The organism is Runella sp. MFBS21, from assembly GCF_029433105.1.
GTDB lineage: Bacteria > Bacteroidota > Bacteroidia > Cytophagales > Spirosomataceae > Runella.
Map to the genome: position 1 here is coordinate 1 of NZ_JARNTW010000005.1, position 18,995 is coordinate 18,995.

Below are 18,995 nucleotides of genomic sequence, written 5' to 3' on the forward strand. Positions count from 1 at the left end.
GCTTCTTCCTTGAAGCGCTCGAAATTAAAGGATTCGTCAGTTTTCATTGTGTCTATAAGTTAAAACTAAGTTACTTATTTTCCCCCTTTGATTCAATTTGGGGTGACACAGTTTAGTTTACAATCTCGGGTATTCAGGTTATAGTCAATTTATTTGCTATCTTCAAAACATAAATACATTGGACAATCTCAACTATATTTTTGACCGAAAACTCTTACAGCTTCACGGAAAAGATCTTATCTTTGTCAAGCAGACATTTCAGAATTTGTTTAGGGATAAGGCCAGTGAAATATTTGCTAGTAATCCTTCTTTATTCAATAATTTTATCATCAATATTCCCAATGCCACAGTTTTAGAGCAATTAGCCGAGGAAGGTATTTTAGTAAATCATCCAGTGTTACAATTTGTAAAAATAAAATAAGACATGACTTTTGTTGAAACTTTAAAATTTGATAATATATATAGTCTTTGCAAGTCGCGTAATTTGATTTTTTTAGTAAAAAAATCAAAAGAAATATCTTGTATTGATAACAATTATGTTATTTGGCATAAGCCAGTATCTTATATTGGACAAGTTAAAGTACATGGCGAAAATCTTTTTTTTGTGGATAATCTCAATAGCTATTTAAAAATATTTGATATAAATAACGGTAATCTTTTGCTTGAAGATGAAAATAGATTTTATAGTTTAGATATTAAAAATGATGTTATTGTTTGTAGTATATACAATATGGTTGCTTTAAAATCTGAATATTCTTTATTTAACTTTGTTAAAACTAGTTTACTATGGCAAAGTAAAAATTTGAATTATTTGTCATTTTTTTTTGATAACCTAATAAATGTCATTGGTTCAGTAATCTCTAAAATTGATGAATCAACAGGTGACGTACTTTGGGAAAGAGAGCTAGGGTCTGGTGTATTTCGGAAAGGACTGAGAGATTTAGATGTAAAAATAAGTCATTTGGTTGGAGTATGGAAAAATCAGCTATTAGTATGGATGAATAATGAACAACTCATCTGTCTAGATGTCAATACGGGTACTGAACTTTGGCGCATCACTGATTTTATTAAGCAATTTCTGCCCAATTGGCAAAGTATCTCACAGTTTAGTTTTGTGTATTGTCATATCGAAAACGGTAAGTTGTATCAGTTGGACGGAGATTCTTACTGGTCGTTAGATTTGGCAACACAAGAGTTTGAGCTATTGTGGCAAGATACCCAGAAAGAGTATCTAACTATCATCCATAAGACTTATACAGAGGATTTTATATATTTTACCGCCTCGCGTAATTATGGACTTGTACCCTATTTGATTGGAGTATTTAATCGTAAAACTTTGAGCATTGAGTGGCTCCACGATGCACGTCTACCACAAAAGGCCGAAAACAATTTTTGTAATAGCCTCAACCAAGCCCCCCAAGTAGACGGCAATAGACTCTATGTCTTAGACAGTGGTGGTACTTTACACATTTTTGAAAAAGAATCATCTATTGAATAATCCTTACAAAAACTCATCCAAAACGCTTTTTGAACAATTACCCTAAACCAATGGGATTCCAATAACTATTCTCAAACATAGGAGGCATATTCATACTATTATCATCAAAGAATAAGAAGAATTACTCAGTATCAAATCTAGTTTACAAAAATAGGCGTCTGCCCATAAAGTAGATAACGGAGAAGAAGATTTTGAACAAAAATATGATCCTACCAAATCTCAGTTTTGGAATTTTGAAAGAGGTTATTCAGGTTATAGTCAATTTATTTACTATCTTCAAAACATAACTACTTTGGACAATCTCAACTATATTTTTGACCGAAAACTCCTGCAGCTTCACGGAAAGAATCTTATCTTTGTCAAGCAGACTTTTCAGAATTTGTTTAGGAGTAAGGCTCAAAATATTTTCGATGCATTAGGAGGTACTAAATTCGAACAACTATTTGATGTCGATAATGTTGACGATTTTTTAGAAAATATTGTACCAAACTTAATGGGAAATAATTCTGCATATAGGTTTATAAAAATTCAATAACAATGAAGTTTAAAATAAAAAATAAATTAGAAGGTATTTTACACAAGTATTGTATTACAGTGAATGAAATTTATTTTTTAAATAATAGTGGAGGTTATTGTATTTGTGATAAAAATATCTTAAGCTCAGTTAGGAACTTCCAGAGGCAAGAAAAATATTATCATATAGGAGTCTACAATAATATGATATTTTTGGGAACTCAAGAAGAAATACTAATATTAGCAAATAACCAAGATGTTCTTTTTAAAATACAAGGAGTATTTAAATTTATATCGAATAATGATACATTGTTTTACTTTGATCGATTTCAAAGTAAAACAATGTGTTTTTCTTTACGTAATAAAGAAACTCTTTGGCCTTCACAAGAAAAAATAGGTAAGCTTCGAGTCATGCTTAATAAGACACTATTCTATTCTAAGTATTTAGATGATACTATTTTAAATGCGATTGATATTTCAATGGGTACTTTTTTTTGGAAAAAAAAATTAGGGTCTGGTGTATTTCGGAAAGGACTTAGAGATTTAGATGTAAAAATAAGTCAGTTGATTGGAGTATGGAAAAATCAGCTATTAGTATGGATGAATAATGAACAACTCATCTGTCTAGATGTCAATACGGGTACTGAACTTTGGCGTATCACTGATTTTATTAAGCAATTTCTGCCCAATTGGCAAAGTATATCACAGTTTAGTTTTGTGTATTGTCATATCGAAAACGGTAAGTTGTATCAGTTGGACGGAGATTCTTACTGGTCGTTAGATTTGGCAACACAAGAGTTTGAGCTATTGTGGCAAGATACCCAGAAAGAGTACCTAACTATCATCCATAAGACTTATACAGAGGATTTTATATATTTTACCGCCTCGCGTAATTATGGACTTGTACCCTATTTGATTGGGGTATTTAATCGTAAAACTTTGAGCATTGAGTGGCTCCACGATGCACGTCTACCACAAAAGGCCGAAAACAATTTTTGTAATAGCCTCAACCAAGCCCCACAAGTAGATGGCGATAGACTCTATGTCTTAGACAGTGGTGGTACTTTACACATTTTTGAAAAAGAATCATCCACTGAATAATCCTTACAAAACTCATCCAAAACGTTTTTTCAAACAATTATCCTATTTCTTATTAAGTCACAATAACTATTCTCTCATGAAATATTATAAGTTTAGACCTGCTATTTGGCAAACTAAAGGGAAGAAAAGACGAGCCCATCCTTATGCCCAAACCGCTCCCGGCTCAATTGCGGCCCATACCTATCGCACCGGAAGATTCCCTGTCACTAGTTGGCCTCAGTTTGCTATGTTTGACAATCCCCCTGTGTTTGACCATTTTATTTTAAGAGATGTATTGATGCGCAATTATAGATACAACTGGGATTTACTCGATTTATACCGTTTATCGCAGGAATTGACTGCGGTTATTGGCTATTTGGTATCGCCAAAATTGAAAAGCATTATGGAAAAGTTTGCTATTTATCAACCTTATCAGTTTTACCCGGCTAAATTATTGTATAAAAACAATTTTTTAGACTACTACCTTTTTCAATTAGGGAGTCGATTACCGATAGATTACGCCCGCAGTAAATACAAAGTAAGGGATGAAGACAATCAAAAAGAGCCTGTAGAAGAACCCGCAAGCATACATGTAGGTAGTGAAATTGGGATATTAGATGAAGACTCTTTTTTTGTAAAAATGGATGAATGTAGGGAAAATAATCAAGAATTGCTTTTTTCCGAAAAAGTAATCAACGAATTACTGGATTTGGCTAAGCTTGGTGGGGATGTTATTATCAGCAGTCCAATGAAAGAAGCCTTAGAGCAAGCCAATATTTCGGGTATTTGGTATGAGGAGTTCGGTGATTTTACCGTTCATTTTCTTCCTCCCCCAACTAATTAGGGGAATTTACAGTAGTTTGGAGAATTGACCGTTAGAGATTTGTGTAAATTTGCAGTAGCCTTGCAAATTTACACAACGTTTAGTGTTTGCGCTTTTAGCTTTTGGCAAGTCTTTCGAAGTGAGGGGATAGGTGCTCTTTCATACCTTGACGAAAATCTTCGGCACTGCCTGTACGCAGGATTTGTACCAAATCGCGGTGGGTCACCTTGCCGACTTTGGCGTTGCCACTTGCTTTGATTTCAAAATCGACGACGTATTCAAAAACGGGCAAAAGCATACTTTGAAATCTCAAAAAGGTCTCATTGCCAGTCATTTGGTATAGTTTTCCGTGGAAAGCAATTTCGTGTTCTACCCGAAAAGGTTTTTGGATTTGGTGTACTTCTTCGTTGACAATCGCCTCAAGCTCTTCAATGTCTTTGTCGGTTTTGCGAACGTAGAGCAAATCGGCCAATCCCATTTCAAGTACCAATCGGAGCTCAAAAATATCTTGAAGTGTATTTTGTCCCAAAATAAGTGGGTCGAGTACGCGCTCAAACGATCCCAAAATATCGGGCTGAGTGAGTATCATGCCCCTTTTTTTCTTTGTATCAATCATGCCGAGCATCCGAAGACGGCTCAATGCCTCACGCACCACATTACGACTTACTCCGAGGGCGTCGGCAAGTTCTTGTTCCTTGGGAAGTGCATCCCCTGGCCGAAAAGATTTTTTCTTTAGATACTCTCTCAGCCGTAATTCTACGACATCGGCCATGGTCAAAGCAGGGATAGGGGCGATGTCTTGCGTCAAGTCATTCATATAGGATAGCAACTTTAAATCATAAAGCACAAAGCTAATAATTTCTTTTGTACTACATAATAAAGGTGTGCTTTTTTCTCCTATCAATATTTGTGTCGTCAGTTTTACCAAACCAACGAAAAAAGGGCAAAGTTTGGGACAATGTTTAGTCCCAAATCACTTCGATTACTTCGTTTTTCAAATCGATAGTAGTATGGGTTTCGCCTTCTTTGCGTTGAAGGGTGATTTGTCCTTCTTTGAGACGGAGGAGTTCTTGAGAGATGACGTGTTTGTCATTTTTTTTGTGAAAAACCGAAACCAAATCATTGCCCGTGGCTACTTTGAGCGAATAAGAAGCCCCCGAAGCTTTCACTTCTTTGGCGTAGCTGATAGGTGACTCATTAGGGTTTTGAATCATGGCCAAAGCACGAGACGCCAAAGGCACCCCATAGCCGATAAAATTGTTGCCGTAAGGATACAAATGCGCCGACTTTTCGATGATGCTGATGATTTGCTTGTTGGTCAGGGTAGGGTTTGCTTGCATAAGGCAGGCCGCAAAACCCGTAATCACGGGTGCAGAAAGCGAAGTGCCGTAGAGCGAAAAACAAGATACATTGGGCTTGAGGTAAGGCAAAAACTCGGGGCCGATGCTGCTGTAGCCAATGCGATTCCAGAAGCGTTGGTTGGTAGCACCCACTGCCAACACCCCTTGGGCGTCGGCGGGGGTAGAGATGATGCGCCAGCTTGGGTCGTCGCCTTCATTGCCCGCCGATACTACTACCAAGATGCCTTTTTGTTCAGAGGCGATTTGGGCGGCGCGACTGATGACACTCGTTTGGCCGTCCATTTGGGTGATTTGGTAGTTTTCGTTAGGGTCGGTAAAACCTTGCGCGTAGCCGAGAGAGGTATTGATGAGGCGTACACCGAGGCTATCCATCCACTCCATTGCTGCTACCCAATTGTCCTCTTCGCCGCGCCACTCGCGGGTTCCGTGGTCGGTGCGGGCTAAATAAAACTTAGCGTCGGTTGCCATGCCACTTTGTTGGGTTTCGTTGCGGTTGGTACCCGAAATCGCGCTCATGACTTCGGTGCCATGAAAGTCCGAAAAAGTCTCGGGAGTAGTGTAAAATTTATCAGAAATAGCAAGGGGAGGGTTGACGTAGTCGCGCTTGTCGATGATGGCGTTTCGGTCAAAGAGGTGCTTGAGGAGATTGCTAGAAGGGGCTTCCAAAAAGCCCGCATCAATGACGCCGATAGTGACGTTTTTGCCCGTAAAACCCGCTTTTTTAAATTCTTCTGCTTGTACTTGCGTCATCACAGGAGCCATAGTTGAGCGGCGATTGCGGTCGGTTTTGGCGATATAAAACTGCCCGTTGATGGGCTGTATTTTTGTAACAAAGGGCAAACGCTTTAGTTCCTGAATCTGCTCTTGGGTAAGGTGCGCCGACACGGCATTGAGCCACTTGGACTTTTGAACCACCTTGATATTTTGATTTTGGAGGCTTTGTAAGTAACTTGCCTGCACGGGGCTGTCGCTTTCATCAAACCTTACAAGACCTTGTTTTTCCCTGTTTTCGATGGTTTGTCGCGATACAGCGGGGGCATCGTGTGGATTTTTATCTTTCAGAAATATCCAATATTTTGATTGGGCGAAAGAAACGGTGCTGCATACCCAAAAAAATAGCCAACCGCTATTGCGAAAATTAATCATGGGGTAATAGTCTTAGGATAAGAAAATGTACTTGGGTAATTTGGGGCATTCAAAATGTCCCAAAACTTTGCTAAGTAAATAAAAAAATCTAAATTTTCCTGCTGAAAATCATAAATATTAGCTATGCGTTGGATTTTATTACTTCTTTTTGGCATAATATTCTATCCAATTTTTGGCCAAAATCAGGTATTAGAACTAGAATCGCAAGGCAGCGCCTATCCCGTTTATCCTTTTTTATACCTTTTCAATGATAGCGAAGGAAAGGTTACTTTTTCGATGATTTTGAAAAGAGATCAGGGAATTAATTTTGAAAAATATAAAAGCAATGGCGTGCCTTCTTTTGGGTATTCGAGAGACGTACATTGGTTGCGTTTTAGGGTGATTAACCGAGCCGATATAGACAAAAAATGGTGGCTTGAAATCAACAATACGCACATCGACGACCTTCAATTGTACGTTCAGCAAGCGGATGGGCGGTTTTTGAGGCGCCAATCGGGCGATTTGATTCCTTTCAATCAACGCGAAATTCAACTACGGCCGCTGCTGTTTAAGCTTGATTTGCCGCCCAATATGCCAGTGGATGTTTATCTAAGATTGGTAGGTAGCCAAGATATGAATGTCCCGATTGTGATATATGACCAAACGACGCACTGGTCGGTATTGGCCTATAAAAACTTTTTGTGGGGGATTTTTTTCGGTATTTTATGCATCATTGTGCTTTATCACCTCACGCTTTATTTTATTTTAAAAGATATTACTTATTTATTGTACAGCCTATATATTGGGTCGGTGGCTTTGATGGAGTTGGGGTTTGAAGGATTTTCGGCTCAGTATTTATTTTATGATAGCCCTTTGCTTCTCAATCATTCCCATGTATTGTTGGTGGGTTTATCCACGTTTTTGGCGGTTGTTTTATCCTACCAATTTTTAGATGTTTCAAAATATTTAAAAGGTTGGGAAATAGGTTTTTGGGGAGCTATGGCTGTTGCGGTTTTTATGATTGTTGTGTCATTTTTTACGCATGATGTATGGCTCAATATCCTAGCCAATGCAGTAGTGACATTGATTGCAATGGGGTTGTTTGGGGCGGGAGTAGTGGTTTGGCGTCGTGGCAATAGAGCTGCTTTGTTTTATGTATTGTCTTGGACGAGTATGCAGTTTGGGGTAATTATCTCCACGCTGTTTCGACTGGGTATCTGGCAAGTTCCTATCCATGATGCTTCTTTTCAGATAGGTACTTTGTTTCAAATACTATTCTTGGCTGTGGGGATTGGGGCGCGGTTCAAACAAGCCTACGATGAGCGAGCGGCTTTACAAGCGCAATTGTTGACTCAGCAAAAACAAGTTTCTGAAACCGCGCTTCGCTTGCAAAAGGTTGAATATCAGGCGCAATTGAATGAATTCAAAACACGATTTTATACCAATATTACCCACGAATTTCGGACACCTTTGACGGTGATTTTGGGTATGACTGAGCAGCTGAAAAAACAATGGGGTACAAGCGACACCCTCACTGTGATTAGAAGAAATGGAGAGCAATTGCTCAATTTGATTAATCAATTGTTGGAGCTGGCGCGGATGGATTCAAAGGTGCTACCCTTGCGAAACAAAAATCTGGATTTGATTTCATTTTTATCCACTCAGATACAGGCTTTTGAGGGAGTGGCGGCGGCCAAAAAGATAAACATACATTTGCGTACTGACTATCCCGCCTTGTGGCTTTCGATAGATGATGAAAAACTACAATCGATGATTACCAATTTGCTCTCCAATGCCCTGAAGTTTTCGAATGAAGGGGGTATGGTGGAGGTCAATGTACATAGTCGTACCAATACGTCGGTACAAGTGGATGTGACTGATTCGGGGGTTGGAATTAAGGAAGAAGATATGCCGTATATATTTGATCGGTTTTATCAGGCCAATCATCAACGGGGCGGCGCGGGTATCGGAATGTCGCTTACCAAAGAGCTTGTGGAGCTTTTGGGAGGAAGTATTCAGGTATGGAGCCAAGCGGAGATAGGGACTACCTTTCGCCTTACCTTGCCATTCAAAGGGACAATACCTTCCGGAGATGAAGGGCTACAGGCTTCCCAATTGCTTCCAATAAACCACAAAAAAGACGCGGAGGAAGTAGAAATAAAAAATGAAGAACTACCGCAAGTGCTAGTGGTGGAAGATAGTACCGACTTAGCCCATTATTTAGAAACCTGTTTGAGAGATCGCTATGAGGTCAAAGTAGCTTCTGATGGACACGCAGGCATCAGAGATGCTTTCGAAATGATTCCTGATTTGGTCATAACGGACGTGATGATGCCCAAGGCTGATGGATATGAGCTTTGCCACACTCTCAAAAACGATGAGCGTACAAGTCACGTGCCTATCATCATGCTTACGGCAAAGGTAGCCTATGAAGACAAACTCCAAGGACTTCAACAAGGTGTTGATGCCTATCTTACAAAACCATTTTATGAGGATGAATTGCTCGTAGTCATCGAAAATCTCTTGCAAGTACGACAGACTTTGAAAGCTAAATATTTATTGGAAATACAAAATACTGCATCCGAAGCAAAGTTGGAGCCAACGCTTGAAGATGCCTTTTTATTAAGAATAAAACAAATTGTGGATGCCAGATTGAGTGATGAGTCTTTTGATAATCAGCAACTTTGTGAGCAAATGAACTTGAGCCGTACGCAAGTGTATCGCAAACTAAAAGCCTTGACCGACCTTTCACCTTCTGATTATATCCGACAACAACGATTAGAAAAGGCGGCGGTTTTGTTACTAACTACCGACTGGCCTATTGCCGAAGTGGGCATGGCGGTGGGCATTGGAGACGCCAATTATTTTGCCAGAATCTTCACCAAACAATATCATTTGACGCCCTCTGCTTATCGCAAAAAGTAAATTGCAACCTCTATGCTATATATTGCAACTACGGTGCTAACACAGTAGGCTATGCTAGGTGTATCTTGCAGCTACGTTGTGCAAAAACACTAGCAATGCAAAAGTGGCTCCTCTTCCTATGGTTGGGTGTTGGGCTGAAGGCTACAGCACAGTCTTATCGTATAGACCGTATCGGAACCGACCGAGGACTATCGCAAGGTTCTATCTATGCGATGCTCAAAGATTCGCGAGGTTTTATGTGGTTTGGAACACAGGACGGCCTGAACCGATACGACGGGCACAGCTTTAAAGTGTATTATTCGGAGCCTTTGCGAGCAGGCGCACTGCATGGGGGATTTGTCAATTCAATCATAGAATCGCCCAATGGTGATTTGTGGATAGGTACCGACTATGGTCTCAACTGGTACCGTCGCCAAAAAGATAATTTTAGTTTTATTGAAGCCAGTCCTGCCGTTTTATCGCCTTGTACGCCTTTTGCCAGCAATGAGCAATATGTTTGGTATTGGTCTGAAAAAGAGGGGATTGTGCAGTTTGACTATCTTCGACAAACCAAAAAGGTGGTTTTCTCGTCTTTGACAAATCGCATAGGGCTGCTTACCCCAACCAACGCGACTCATTTTGGGCGGGATGCCAAACTTTGGGTATGCCTACCAGAAGGCATCATGAGCTATGATACCCTCACGAAGCAATCAGCCTATTATTTTTCAAAACATCCACAAAACAGACTTGGCAAAAGCAAGCGGTTTTATTGTGTATTGCATGCTCGAAACGGATTGATTTATATGGGTCACTCTGAGGGGATTACGGTATTGGATGCTTTGCGTCAAAGCTTCCACGAAATCTCTCATTTTAACAATACGCCTTTGGTAGAAATCTACGATTTGAAGGAAGGAAGCAATGGGACGTTGTGGGTAGCCACGGGAGGGCAAGGGGTATTGCGATATGATGCTCATCAGAAATGGACGCAGTTGGTTCATCAAAACAATGATGCTAATAGTTTGTCCAACAACACCATAACGAGTATTTACGTGGCCGACAACGGTATTGTATGGGCTAATCCCGACCCTTTGGGCGTCAATGCTATCATTGAACAAGGACACAAATTTAATAAAGTACGTTACGTAGCAGAAGCCACACAATCGCTCAATGACCCTAACGTAAGAAGCTTGTTGTCTTATGACAAAAACCTCCTGTGGGTAGGTACAGAGCAAGGTGGTATCAATGTGTGGGAAAAATCTACCAAACAAATGATTGACTATTGGCTCCCCGATGCGCAGAATATTTATGCTTTGCCAAGCCAATCTATCAATCAATTTTTGCGTGACAGTGAAGGGCAGATTTGGATAGCCACGTATCATGGATTGGCGCATTATTTGGGCAATGGGCGTTTTGAAAGCTTTTTTCCCCAGCAAAAACAGGCGCTTGGTAACAACATCATCAGGAGTATCGCCGAATGGAAAGACCAAAAATTGCTCGTAGGCACAGAGTATGGTCTTTATGAATTTGATAAAAAAAAGCGTGTTTTTACGGAAGTAGAGGGGTGGCAAAAACAAAATGTACTTTGGCTAAATACCTACCAAAAAGACAGTATATGGCTCAATGTTTTCAATGAAGGATGTGTAAAAGGAAGCCTTCAAAACGGCCGCTGGATCACCTACGAAAGAATCACCCACAGTGGCAATGTACTTAGCAGATGTCAAGATAGTACCCGCAAGTGCGATTGGTTAGCCACTAGTAATGGGCTGATGCAATATCAAAACGGAAAAATTAAAGCAATGTATACCCTCAAAGATGGTTTGCCCAATTCGTATGTATATGCCGTATTGATGGATAAGCAAAACAATCTTTGGCTCAGTACCAATCGGGGCTTGGCTAGTTTTAATCCCGAAATGCGGCAGTTTCGAAATTATACCCTTGCGGATGGTTTGCAGGGGTATGAGTTCAACAACAAATCATACCTTGTGGATGAAGAGGGGTATTTCTATTTTGGAGGCACTTCGGGCTTTAATTATTTCAAGCCCGAAGAAGTCAGAATCAGTACTTTTCAGCCACAAGTACAGTTTACGAATTTTTGGATAAATGAACAGCTTTCTCCCCTGAATCAATACATTGGAGAAATGGATACCGTGCAGCTGTCGTTTGAGCAAAATACCTTTTCGTTTCAGTTTACAGCTTTGGATTTTTTTAGCAATGGGCAAAATCTTTACCAATACCGTCTCAAAAACCTAGAAAACAATTGGATTACGACCTCCAATACTTTTGTAAGATACGTCAAAGTACCCGCAGGCGAGTATGTATTGGAAGTAAAGGCGGCCAATAGCGATGGCTTTTGGAGCGACGATGTTCGGCAGTTATACCTTGTGATTCGACCGCCTTTTTGGCAAACTTGGTGGTTTCGGATAGTGGTATTGTTAGGGATTGTTATAGTAGGAATTGGGGCGTATCAATGGCGTATTCAATCGCTCAAACGGCGGCAGAGAGAACGCCTCAATCTAATCATCCAAACCCAAGAAGCTGAGCGTAAACAACTTGCCACCGAGCTACATGATGACCTCGGAATGCGACTTTCTACTTTACAAATGTATGTGTCGGAACTAGAAAATACGTATAGCGGAAGAGGCCACGCTCTAAAGCCAATGGTGGAAGAAGCGATAGGGGGAATCAGGCAGCAATTGCAAGATTTAAACCCCAAAATGCTTTTTGAACGAGGTTTCAGGGAAGCCGTCGAAGATTTGGTCAATAAAATTAATGTCACTGACACCCTGAAATTTGAGCTGTTTTGGCTCGATTTTCCTGATCGCTTGCCGCAGGCGTTTGAAATTAATCTCTTTCGTGTGATTCAAGAATTAGTTAACAATACCCTCAAACACGCTCACGCCTCTCGTATCGAATTACAGCTTTTGGCACGCGAGCAGCAGCTCATCATTGTGTATGAAGACGATGGGCGGGGTTTTGTGCCAAAGCCTTTTTCTTCGGGTTTTGGTCTTGAAAATATTCGTAATCGCATTCAGTTGTTAAAAGGAAACATAGAGTTTGACTCACGCCCGCAGCATGGCATGTGCGTGACGATAGCACTCCCTCACCCTAAATACTCAAAGTTATGACTCGGCAAATACTCATAGTAGACGACCACCAACTGTTTTTGGAAGGCCTCAGATTCGTACTTTCTCAGACACCCGAAGTGAGCATAGTAGGAGAAGCACTCAATGGCTACAAAGCCCTCGAAATGCTGGCGACTTACCGCGTGGATTGGGTACTTATGGATGTCAATATGCCCCACTGCGATGGCGTAGAAGCTACCAAACAAATCAAGAAACTGTACCCCCACGTGAAAGTCATTGCGGTTACCATGCTCGACGATTATGTAAGTATTCAGCAAATGATAAAGGCAGGAGCCGACGGCTATATTCTCAAAAATACAGGCTCATCTGAGCTACATCGGGCTTTCGAAACTATCGAAAAAGGGGAGGTATATTATTCAAACACGATCTTAAATACCATTTTGAGGAGACCTGTTGCTCCCCCTCCAAAATCGACTACGAAACTGCATCAGTGGCTTACAGCTCGCGAAAAACAAATTATTCCTTTGTTGGTAGAAGGATTGACGAGTCTGCAAATAGCTGATAAACTGTATGTTAGTGAATCGACGGTCATAAGTCATCGTAAAAATATCCTTCATAAGCTCAATTTAAAAAATACCTCTGCTTTGGTCAAGTATGCCCTAGAGCATCAATTGATCTAGAAAATCTATCCCCTCTAGAGGGGATTTTTGGTATATCCTAAACAGGGGTGATTTTTGGTGGCAGATAATTAAGGAATTTTGTATCAACAAATTAACCTTAACAAAAAGTATGAAGTGGTGGATAGCGATAATGCTCTCAATGAGCCTTGTGGGTCAAGTACGGGGAGGAGTCTCAAGCCGTTCATATCGGGTGACGCTAGAACGAATCTCATTGCTGAAATCAGAGGCGCAAAACCACGAAGAAAATTTGTTTGGGTCGATTTGGGCAGGGGCTTATTGTAATAGCAATGAAGGGCAAACTGGGAATTCGTTTGATAGTCGCGAACGAACCCTCAAGCTATTTGAACGCTCCCTAACCGACTTCGTTAGGGTAAAAGAAGGGGGAACGATTGTCATTAATAAGTCATTGATTTTTGATATTCCTGATTGTAACGGCAATCAAGCAAATATCACCTTAACTACCTCGCTATCAGAGCAAAGTGGAAATAGAAAATATGCAACAGAACGTTTGAGGGTGTATCTATCGGAAATAAATGGAGTAGTGAGACGTACCGTCAATTGTTATAATCGAGGATCACACTTTCAGCTCACGTTTGTAATTTCTAATGTGTAAAATAGAAGGAATAAAAGTGGTACGTATATACTGAAGCGGCGTTTTAATTTGCAAATTCTGCCCCGTAGGGGCAGAATGTCGGTAGCCCGAAAAATACCGTCATTTAGTTTAATGATTGCCCCGTAGGGGCTATATATTGGTAAAACATGAAAACGTATAACGCTGCTAATCCTGCCCCGTAGAGGTAATACATTGGTAACGCATGAAAATATACAACGATGATAACCCTGCCCCGTAGGGGATATATATTGGTAATACATGAAAATGTAAAACGCTGCTAAGATGGCCCCGTAGGGGCTGTATGTCGGTAGCCCAAAAAATGCCTTTTTTCCGTTTCATTGCCCCGTAGGGGCTATATATTGGTAACACATGAAAATATACAACGCTGTTACCCCTGCCCCATAGGGGCTGTATGTCGGTAGCCTATAAAATGCCTTTTTTCTGTTTCATTGCCCCGTAGGGGCTATACATTGGTAACGCATGAAAATATACAACGCTGTTACCCCTGCCCCATAGGGGCTGTATGTCGGTAGCCTATAAAATGCCTTTTTTCTGTTTCATTGCCCCGTAGGGGCTATACATTGGTAACGCATAAAAATACACAACTGCCCCGTAGGGGCTATATATTGGTAAAATAATGCAAACATTTTATCTCAGCGTATCTATCTTGACCCGAAAGCTCGTAGCTCTACTTTTGCTTTCATGCCCTACATGGGCGCAGACCGATACGCTCATACCGTCGCTCAATGCTGTCAAAACGTTGGAGTTTTCGATACCTACTTCGGCGGCATTTGATTTGTTGGGAGTCACACCCGCGCAAGTGACCAAACCCGGCAATATTCGAGATTTTAAGGTAGATTGGTCGTTTCAGTCGTGGCGCCTAAAACCCAATATCGCTATACAAGCGCAGCCGATTTGGGAGTTGCTTTACAATCGACCTAGTTTGCAAAAGTACCAAAATGCCTCGAAGTTAATGAAACTGCTCTCGACGCTTGATGTATCAGGAGGTACGATTGAAGACGAAGATTTGATGCGTAGATTGGCAATTGCCGCCAAAATAACGCTTTTCAGAAGTCATGACCCACTTGATGAACCTGACTTGGTGAGAGGTGCTACCGAACAGTTTTTTGAACAGCGACAAGAGATTTTACAAAATCTCAAACTAACAAACGATACCCTACAACAGATGCCCAAAACAGCGACCTATTTTGAGGCAAGAATGAAGTTGATTGAACAGGTTCAAGTAATTGAAGGACAATTGGCGGCGTTAGAGAAAGCTCAAAAAGAGCGCTTGGCGCAATTGACAACGACCTATTTAAAGGAACACTGGAATGCCTCGTTTTTGGAGGTAGCAGTGGGCCGGTCGTATACCTATCAAAATGAAAGTCTCGACAGCCTTTTATTGCAACAAGACGGGGTATCGGTATGGCTCAATGGTTGCGTAGGTATGGGGCGTAAATGGCTATTGACTGCTGTAGCTAGGTATACCGAAATAAATACCCCTTTACGACGCCCCACTCGCGAATATTTTGGAGGTTTAAATCTGCGATATGGAAGCCCAAAGTTTAATTTTTTTGTGGAAATACTTAATAGAGACCGTATCAATTTATTTAATTTTCAAAACATCACGATTGCCTACGGAGGCGATTGGAGATTTAGTAAAAATGTAATGTTGAGTTACGGAATCAGAACACATTATTCTCATGATTTTACTTTCAAGCAGCTAGTGCCAGTAGCTAGTATTGCGTGTATGATGCGATAAACAAAAATGAATTATTAACGAAAATATTAAGAATAAATAAAAAAGGAGAAACCTGAAAATCCTTTAAGAGAGTAGGGGTTTACTTAAATACTTTTTTGCAATGAAAAAAAGCATCTTAACAATCGGACTAATGATGTCGATGGCCTTCATGGCTAATGCTCAGGGAGCGCCTACATTTAGTGCCGCCGAACAAAAAAAGATTCAGCAGATTTTAGGCTCAGACTTTGAGGCAGTGTTTTCACCAAAAGGTGAACTAGTAATTGCGACTAAATCATCAGTAGGACAAGTAAAAACATTGCCGGGCGGTGGTTTTACTACTGGTAAGCCTAGCGCAGCTAGCAATATTTTGATTCATAAAGGATGGATTGCGGCTACCTCAGAAGAAGCTTTGAAGTCGATGCGTTCTAAATTGGGAGCCGAGCGTATGAAACAACTAGAAGCCGTGATTGTAAAAAAATAATTCCAAATAATCTAATCCGACATTAGGTCGGATTAGATTATAAAATCTTAAAAAGATGAAAAAAAAGGCTTTGTACTTGCTCAAAGAAAATATATTTTGTTGTTTAGATTATGGACAATCCAAATATCAATTCGAATATTTTCGAATAGCCATTGCGCTATTTTCACTTTTTAATTTTGGGGCCTTTTTGTATGACTACGAGGTATTTGTAAGTCCAGACGGAATTATCAATTGGGAAGTGACTCAGGCTAGTTCTTTTTGGTTTGATCCACATCCTGCCAGATTAGCCAATTGGTTGAATATGAGCTATCAAAGCTTTAATGTGCTTGCTATATGCCTGTATGTGGGGAGTTTGGTGATGTTGGCACTTGGGGTTTTTACGCGCTTATCTTCAGTGGTTGCGTTCTTCTTTTTTCTCGTATTTTCACTTTCTCTTTATCCTTTTTTATACGGGGTAGATTTATATCAAAGTGTTTTTTTATTGTTTCTGACGATTTTTCCTAGTGGTTATGCTTTGAGTGTAACCCCCAAAAAATCAGATGATAAAATTCTGAATCAACAAAAAATCGCTGTAAGGGGTATTCAAATATATTTGGCTTTGACCTATTTTTCGGCAGGGTTTGGAAAATTTAGCATGGATTCTTGGTTTAATGGGGAGTTTCTGTATTTAAGTTTGTCTGATCCTACCTACCAATTGCTCTCATTTACGTACAATGTTCACTATGGATTTTACGTATTTTCTGGGATTTTAGTGGTTTTTATTGAAATGTTCTATTGTATGTTAGTGCTAATTCCTTACGTGCGTACAGTTTTGATTATTACTATTGTAGGTATGCACTTGTTTATTGCTTTATTTATGGGACTTATTCCATTTGGGGTGTTGTTGATGATAGTAAATCTCGTAGTTTGGTATCTATTGATATTAACAGATTTGAAAAAAATATTTAAAATTTATAAAAGATATGAACTCGCGATATAGAATGTTTGTGATAGTTTTTTTAACTTTTCAAGTTTTGACAATTTTTAAATTGTTGCCTAGTAGGTGGCCCTTAACTTCGTATTATAGTGAGGTGTTTACGCAAGTGATTTTTACAGTTAGTAAAATGAATCATTTGTATAATTTTTTTACTGACCCTCAAAAAGTGGGTGGATATGGGTATGTTTCTAATCACATATATATGCTCAAAAAAGAAGGAGATAGTATCGTTAAAAAAGATATTTCATTACAAGGGTCAATAAAAAAAATGGTGTCTCCTATCAATTATGCCCGTATCAACAATCTACAAGTATTGGCCGTAAAAGACACCCTACTTTATAGTGCAGTTGTGCGTTCACAGGCGCTGTTTTTTATGCGTAAATACCAGTATCCTCTTATGTATGTGGAGGTTTTGAATCATGAATGTAAAGCCAGTAGGACGCAGACCCGCCTTACCAAATCTGAGAAAGTGGAGAAAGTATATACCAATTATTTGACTCTGAATTAGTGAAGAAAGCAAATCTCTCGCTAATTGGAGGTTGTTTTTGGTTTTTTTTATCGGTTTTGCGTCGGAGACGCGGTGCCTTTTTTGACCCAAATGATAGTTTGGGTCAAGCTCTTGTTGCTCGCTAATTGGAGGCTATTTTTGGTTTTTTTTATCGGTTTTGCGTCGGAGACGCAATGCCTTTTTTGACCCAAATGATAGTTTGGGTCAAGCTCTTGTTGCTCGCTAATTGGAGGCTATTTTGGTTTTTGTTATCGGTTTTGCGTCGGAGACGCAATGCCTTTTTTGACCCAAATGATAGTTTGGGTCAAGCTCTTGCTTGTCCCGGCATCATGTTGGGACGAGTATGGGTAAATGGAGGATTTTTTCTATTTTTAGTTTTTACCTTCAAAATGTTTTATGAAAACTCTATTCTTGTTGTGTTTTACCATGATTTCTTCTTCACTTTTTGCCCAAAACGATGCCGATTTTACGGGCGTATTCGAAAGTGCTCAAACGGGAATTGTACTTTCGATAAGTCAAAAAAATGGCCGTTTTGATGGTGTATTTACCGTTCAAAACCAACGCTTTGCCTGTGTTGCAGTGCGTGTTGATGGAGGAATAGGAGGCACCTACCGTGACGGAAATCGCAATGTAGAGTTTTCGTTGTTGAGATTGTTGGGAGAGTATTTTGTTCATACAGAAGGAGTTAATATCCCTATGAAGCGGGTTTCGCAAGTTACGTCCCCGTCAGCAGGTTCGTCTAGTACTGCCACTACTACAAATGTGCCCCCGCCTTCTGGTAAAAGTACAGGAACCCAGCTGCGGGATGCCAATGTGGGGTATGCGTTCAATGCGCCAGCAGGCTGGCAAGTAAAACAAGAAAATGGGAATTATGGATTTACGAGAGCAGGCGAAGATGTGGTTTTGGCAGTGGTACCACATGGGTACAATTCCGTACAGACCATCATGGCTTCTCACCAAGATGCTAGCGACCCCAAAAACAATACTTATCTGAAAGCCTCAAAACAAACCTATGGTAGCCAAGGCGCATGGCTGGGATGGGATGGTACTGCCAATGGTCAAGCCGTTAGTTTACAGACCATTGCGCTTGTATCGCCCTACGGTGGAGGAGTGAGCGTATTGCTTATTGCTCCCAAAAATGTTTATCGGGCAGAGCACCGTACTATTCTTCAATCGATTGCCAACAGTGTGACTTTTACCAAGCCACAAGTATCGCCTTTGGCTGAGCAGTGGAAAAGTCGGATTGCAGGGCGGCAGCTTTTGTATTTTTATACCGCGAGTGGTTTTTCTGAAAAGCAGTCTTATGATTTTTGCAGTGATGGTACCTTTGCCATGAATGTCGACAATTCGGCGAGTAGTTCTGATTTTGGGGGGAATTTTTCGGCGGCTACCCAAGGTGGCAACGCCGGTACGTGGCGTGTAGTGGCGCAAGGCAATCAGGCGGTTTTGATGTTGATGTTGCGTGATGGCGGTACGCGGCAATTTACCCTAGCCAATACTTCCAACGGCGTAGGTATGCTACTCAATGGTAAGAAATTTTTGTCGCAAGCAAGCTCGCGATGTCGATGAGATTAGTACTAAAACAGCAACACGTTTTGTTTTAGTACCA

General features: G+C 40.4%; 15 protein-coding genes. 13 read left to right on the forward strand and 2 right to left on the reverse strand.

All coding sequences use genetic code 11. The features are described from left to right. The first annotated feature begins 178 nt into the window (after positions 1–178). The 4 genes from P1X15_RS12940 to P1X15_RS12955 all read left to right on the forward strand — a co-directional run bounded on the left by P1X15_RS12940 (position 179) and on the right by P1X15_RS12955 (position 3,935). On the forward strand, positions 179–421 hold the full coding sequence (locus tag P1X15_RS12940) for a hypothetical protein (protein ID WP_277338547.1): 243 nt from the start codon (positions 179–181) through the stop codon (positions 419–421). A gap of 3 nt (positions 422–424) precedes the next feature. Next, positions 425–1,498 carry a PQQ-binding-like beta-propeller repeat protein gene (locus P1X15_RS12945; RefSeq protein ID WP_277338548.1) on the forward strand — a complete coding sequence of 358 codons (1,074 nt, stop codon included), beginning with the start codon at positions 425–427 and terminating at the stop codon, positions 1,496–1,498. Between the two features lie 855 nt (positions 1,499–2,353). Beyond that, positions 2,354–3,112 (forward strand): PQQ-binding-like beta-propeller repeat protein, encoded by a 759-nt coding sequence (locus P1X15_RS12950; RefSeq protein ID WP_277338549.1) that lies wholly within the window; start codon positions 2,354–2,356, stop codon positions 3,110–3,112. Positions 3,113–3,188: 76 nt separating this feature from the next. Further along, complete coding sequence (locus P1X15_RS12955; protein WP_277338550.1) at positions 3,189–3,935, forward strand: imm11 family protein; 747 nt, start codon at positions 3,189–3,191, stop codon at positions 3,933–3,935. A gap of 94 nt (positions 3,936–4,029) precedes the next feature. On the opposite strand, the gene P1X15_RS12960 is transcribed toward P1X15_RS12955, so the two are convergent. Beyond that, entirely contained in the window at positions 4,030–4,731 is a 702-nt protein-coding gene (locus P1X15_RS12960; protein WP_277338551.1) for a FadR/GntR family transcriptional regulator, read from the reverse strand. 145 nt (positions 4,732–4,876) lie between these two features. Then, positions 4,877–6,421 (reverse strand): S8 family serine peptidase, encoded by a 1,545-nt coding sequence (locus P1X15_RS12965; RefSeq protein ID WP_277338552.1) that lies wholly within the window; start codon positions 6,419–6,421, stop codon positions 4,877–4,879. 123 nt (positions 6,422–6,544) lie between these two features. On the opposite strand from P1X15_RS12965, the gene P1X15_RS12970 reads away from it, so the two are divergent. The 9 genes from P1X15_RS12970 to P1X15_RS13010 all read left to right on the forward strand — a co-directional run bounded on the left by P1X15_RS12970 (position 6,545) and on the right by P1X15_RS13010 (position 18,955). Continuing rightward, complete coding sequence (locus P1X15_RS12970; protein WP_277338553.1) at positions 6,545–9,325, forward strand: 7TM diverse intracellular signaling domain-containing protein; 2,781 nt, start codon at positions 6,545–6,547, stop codon at positions 9,323–9,325. A gap of 95 nt (positions 9,326–9,420) precedes the next feature. Continuing rightward, a complete protein-coding gene (locus P1X15_RS12975; protein WP_277338554.1) occupies positions 9,421–12,429 on the forward strand; it encodes a two-component regulator propeller domain-containing protein in 3,009 nt (1,002 codons plus the stop codon). After that, entirely contained in the window at positions 12,426–13,067 is a 642-nt protein-coding gene (locus P1X15_RS12980) for a response regulator transcription factor (RefSeq protein WP_277338555.1), read from the forward strand. The genes P1X15_RS12975 and P1X15_RS12980 overlap by 4 nt, the downstream gene beginning before the upstream one ends. Before the next feature lie 109 nt (positions 13,068–13,176). Next, complete coding sequence (locus tag P1X15_RS12985) at positions 13,177–13,680, forward strand: hypothetical protein (RefSeq protein ID WP_277338556.1); 504 nt, start codon at positions 13,177–13,179, stop codon at positions 13,678–13,680. Positions 13,681–14,317: 637 nt separating this feature from the next. Further along, positions 14,318–15,442: a hypothetical protein gene (locus P1X15_RS12990; protein ID WP_277338557.1), complete on the forward strand. Its 1,125-nt coding sequence runs from the start codon at positions 14,318–14,320 to the stop codon at positions 15,440–15,442. A 100-nt stretch (positions 15,443–15,542) separates the two neighbouring features. Further along, positions 15,543–15,902, forward strand: a complete 360-nt coding sequence (locus P1X15_RS12995; RefSeq protein ID WP_277338558.1) for a hypothetical protein — start codon at positions 15,543–15,545, stop codon at positions 15,900–15,902. A 55-nt stretch (positions 15,903–15,957) separates the two neighbouring features. After that, on the forward strand, positions 15,958–16,881 hold the full coding sequence (locus P1X15_RS13000) for a hypothetical protein (protein WP_277338559.1): 924 nt from the start codon (positions 15,958–15,960) through the stop codon (positions 16,879–16,881). A gap of 124 nt (positions 16,882–17,005) precedes the next feature. Then, the gene (locus P1X15_RS13005) at positions 17,006–17,386 is read left to right on the forward strand and encodes a hypothetical protein (protein WP_277338560.1); all 381 of its coding nucleotides are present in this window, start codon (positions 17,006–17,008) and stop codon (positions 17,384–17,386) included. A gap of 396 nt (positions 17,387–17,782) precedes the next feature. Then, complete coding sequence (locus P1X15_RS13010; RefSeq protein ID WP_277338561.1) at positions 17,783–18,955, forward strand: hypothetical protein; 1,173 nt, start codon at positions 17,783–17,785, stop codon at positions 18,953–18,955. Positions 18,956–18,995 lie beyond the last annotated feature (40 nt).